4 protein-coding genes are annotated in these 3,461 nt (G+C 61.8%); all 4 read right to left on the reverse strand.

Features of this window, described 5'->3' with window-relative positions:
- On the reverse strand, positions 1-87 hold an 87-nt coding region (locus tag UW3_RS30060; RefSeq protein ID WP_010221424.1), incomplete at its 3' end, for a hypothetical protein.
- Between the two features lie 38 nt (positions 88-125).
- Positions 126-923, reverse strand: coding sequence for a carbon-nitrogen hydrolase family protein (locus tag UW3_RS0106150; protein ID WP_010221425.1), 798 nt, complete (start codon positions 921-923; stop codon positions 126-128).
- A 13-nt stretch (positions 924-936) separates the two neighbouring features.
- Complete coding sequence (locus UW3_RS0106155) at positions 937-2,619, reverse strand: flavin monoamine oxidase family protein (protein WP_010221426.1); 1,683 nt, start codon at positions 2,617-2,619, stop codon at positions 937-939.
- A gap of 159 nt (positions 2,620-2,778) precedes the next feature.
- On the reverse strand, positions 2,779-3,093 hold the full coding sequence (locus UW3_RS0106160; RefSeq protein WP_010221427.1) for a helix-turn-helix domain-containing protein: 315 nt from the start codon (positions 3,091-3,093) through the stop codon (positions 2,779-2,781).
- Positions 3,094-3,461: the final 368 nt, after the last annotated feature.

Genomic DNA, 3,461 nt, shown 5'->3' on the forward strand with positions numbered 1-3,461 from the left:
CGCCGCACAACGCTTGAGCTGCGGGGCATGGCGCAGGCTGACCTGCAGGCCGTTGTCGAGGGTCAGTTGATGAAGGGCGCAGGGCATGGCGGCTCCGGAGGCAGGCGAACCGTCATGCTAGCGGATTATCGGCGCGGCGTGCTGTAGAGCTCGGGGCGCAGGTCATGCAGGTAAGGGGTGTTGGCCCGCCCCTGATGTACCCGCTGCAGTTCCAGGTCGGCGCTCAGCAGCGCCGTGTCACGACCGGCCATGGCCAGGATGCTGCCATCCGGGCCGACGATACTGCTTTGCCCGCAGTAGTGGATCTCGTCTTCGCTGCCGCAGTAGTTGGCGTACACCAGGTAGCACTGGTTCTCGTAGGCACGGGCGCGCACGGTAACCTGGGCGATGAAGTCGAAGGGCACCATGTTCGCCGTCGGTACCAGGATCAGCTCGGCACCGGCCATGGCCAGGCGTCGGGCGGTTTCCGGGAACTCGATGTCATAGCAGATCAGAATCCCCAGACGCCAACCGTTGAGCTCGACCACCGGGAAGTGATCAGGGCCTGGGCTGAACATCGCCCGGTCGAGGCCGCCGAACAGGTGGGTCTTGCGGTAGTTGCACAGGCTGCTGCCGTGGGCGTCGATCAGTTGCACGCTATTGAAGACCTGACCGTCGTCCGCCAGCTCCGGGTAGCCGTAGGCGATGGCAATGCGATTGCTCTGGGCGATCTCCACCACGGCCATGGCCGAGGGGCCGTCTTCGGCTTCGGCCAGGCGCGCCACGGCTTCGCTACCGATGTTGTAGCCCGTCAGGAACATCTCCGGGCACACCAACAGCTCGGCGCCGCGTGCAGCGGCCAGTTGCGCCTGCTGGTGCAGGCGCTCGAGGTTGCCGGGCAGGTCCAGCGGTTGCGGTTCGCCTTGGAACAGGGCAATGCGCATGGCGATTCTCCCGTCAGTCGGCCAGGGCGATAGGTCCGATCTCATTGAACACATCGCCCGGGCCTGGGTTGTCCGGGTGGGTATGCCCACCGAAGTGAGTCATGATACCCCAGACCGCATTGAGCGAAGTCTGCACCGCGCCTTCGACCCAGGCCGGGGTCCACGACACATCGTCACCGGCAATGAAGATGCCGCGCTGTTCGGTCGGCATGTCCTGCTGCATGAAGTGCGCGTACATACGCTGATTGTAGCGGTAGTGGCCGGGCAGGGCGCCTTTGAAGGCGCCGAGGAAGTGCGGATCGGCCTCCCACGAGACGGTGATCGGGTCGCCGATGATATGCCCGGCGATATCGACTTTCGGGTAGATCTTCTTCAGCGCATCGAGGGCCAGCTTGACGCGTTTTTCCACCGGGTGCGGGAGCATCTTCAGTGCATCGCTCATCCACGAGTAGGACAGGCAGATCACCCCCGGCTTGTCGTCGCCGTTGTCGAACAGGTAGGTGCCGCGGGTCAGGCGGTCGGTCAGGGTCATGCTCATCAGGTCGCGACCGGTTTGCGGGTCCTTGTCCTTCCAGAATGGCCGGTCGACCATGACGAAGGTCTTCGATGACTGCATGTAACGGGTGCGGTCCAGGGCCATCCACATTTTCTGCGAGAACAGCGATTCTTCGCATTCGATCTGGGTGGTCAGCAGCCAGCTCTGGCAGGTGGTCAGCACGGCGGCGTAGTGGCGGGTGTCGCCCCAGTTATCGGTCACTGCCAGGCGCCCATCGCTGTCGCGGGCAATGCTTTTCACCCCGGGGCGTGGCGCGCCGCGATGCAGCGAGCTCAGGCTGGTGCCGGCCGGCCAGTGCGCGCAGCGCTCCGGCACATGGCGCCAGATGCCCAGCGGCACCTGCTCGACGCCGCCGACGACCAGATGCTGGTGATCGTCGCAGTTGGTCATCACCACACGGAAGATTTCCAGCATCGAGTTGGGGAAGTCCGAGTCCCAGCCGCCGGTGCCGAAACCGACCTGGCCGAATACTTCGCGGTGCAGGAAGCTGAGCTTGGCGAACGCCTTGGAGGTGGCGACGAAATCGTAGAAGGTGCGGTCGTCCCACAGCGGTACCAGGGTGTTCCACAGTTCTTTCAGGCGTGGCACATCACGATCGCGGATGGCCTGCTGGATATCGCCGAAGCGGGCGCCGTCTTCCAGGGCATCGGCCCAGGCGTCAGCCACTTCTTGAAACAGCTTGGGCAGGTCGGAGAGTTTTTCCGCGTAGTGGGTCTGGCCTTCCAGGTCGATTACCGTGCTGCCCGAAGCGGGGGTCAGCGGGTTGGGGAAGGGTTTGGTTTCCAGCCCCAACTTGTCGACGTAGTGATAGAACGCGGTGGACGACACCGGGAAACGCATGCCGCCGAGCTCGGCGATGATCCCGTCGGTGCCTTCGAAGGTTTGCGAACGCAGGCGCCCGCCCATTTTCGAGGCTTCGTACACCACCGGCTTGAGGCCCAGCTTCATCAGCTCGTAGGCTGCCACCAGGCCGGCAATACCGGCACCGACAATGGCCACTTCTTCGCCGTGGCGTTCAGCTGGAATGCTGCCCAGGCCGGCCGGGTGCTCGATCCAGTCGTCAAAGGCGAACGGGAAATCCGGGCCGAAAATAGTGATGGGTTTCTTGCCGTCGGCGGGGTGGCGATTGTTCTTGTTCATAAGTGACCTTGCCAGGCGCTGCGCGGGGTGCGGAGCTTGAGTATAGAAAAACACTGGTGGTCATTTTAGGGGGTGGGGGTTACGTTATTAAGATGCAGAGTGTCGTCGTTATGATTTAATTCAGGTCATTATGACGCTTATTTAAGGCAAATCGACGAGTCAGGCCAAAGCGGCCAGGTGCTCGACGGTTTCGGGGAATTTTTCTACCAGGCGGATCAGTGTCACAGCCTGGGCGTTGGGGCGCGCCCTGCCTTGCTCCCAGTTTTCCAGGGTACGGGCATTGGTGCGCAGATACATGGCGAATACCGCGCGAGACATGTTCAGGCGTTCACGAATAGCCACAAGCTCTTCGGCCGATACCGCCATCAGCTCGGCGAGTTGTACTTTGTGCGAGCGCAGGGTCAGCTTGCCCTGACGCGCCTGGGCAAGGGCATCGAAGCCTTCGCTCAGTTCGGAGAAAACATCGCGTTTCATTTTAAGTCCTCGCTTCGATTTCCAGATCGAGCATCTGTCTGAGCGACTGGCGTTGCGCAGGGCTCCTGTACCCTGGATGACTGAGCCAGCCTGGGGATTGAGCATCAGAACAAACTGCAAGGACCTGAAGGCCTCGTCATCCAGGTAGTCGTGGCGATAACGTGAAAAGGCCGGCAATTCGACGAAAAGTGCTTCCATGCTCTGTACGTTACCTGCGTATAGTTTTTGGTCGCTAGGCTTTACCGTCAAGCGGCAAGCCTGTAACCAGCCTATACGTGGGGCAACTGATCATCCGGGGGGATGATTGCCTGGTGTGTCAAACCGGCTGCCCGCGATCCCCCTTGCTGCTGAGGATGATCGAGGTAGTG

The organism is Pseudomonas donghuensis (genome assembly GCF_000259195.1).
Taxonomy (GTDB): Bacteria; Pseudomonadota; Gammaproteobacteria; order Pseudomonadales; family Pseudomonadaceae; genus Aquipseudomonas; species Aquipseudomonas donghuensis.

Excerpts from the sequence above, each read along its gene's own strand:
- UW3_RS0106150 (WP_010221425.1), bottom strand. The coding sequence starts at position 923 with ATGCGCATTGCCCTGTTCCAAGGCGAACCGCAACCGCTGGACCTGCCC.
- UW3_RS0106155 (WP_010221426.1), bottom strand. The coding sequence starts at position 2,619 with ATGAACAAGAACAATCGCCACCCCGCCGACGGCAAGAAACCCATCACT.
- UW3_RS0106160 (WP_010221427.1), bottom strand. The coding sequence starts at position 3,093 with ATGAAACGCGATGTTTTCTCCGAACTGAGCGAAGGCTTCGATGCCCTT.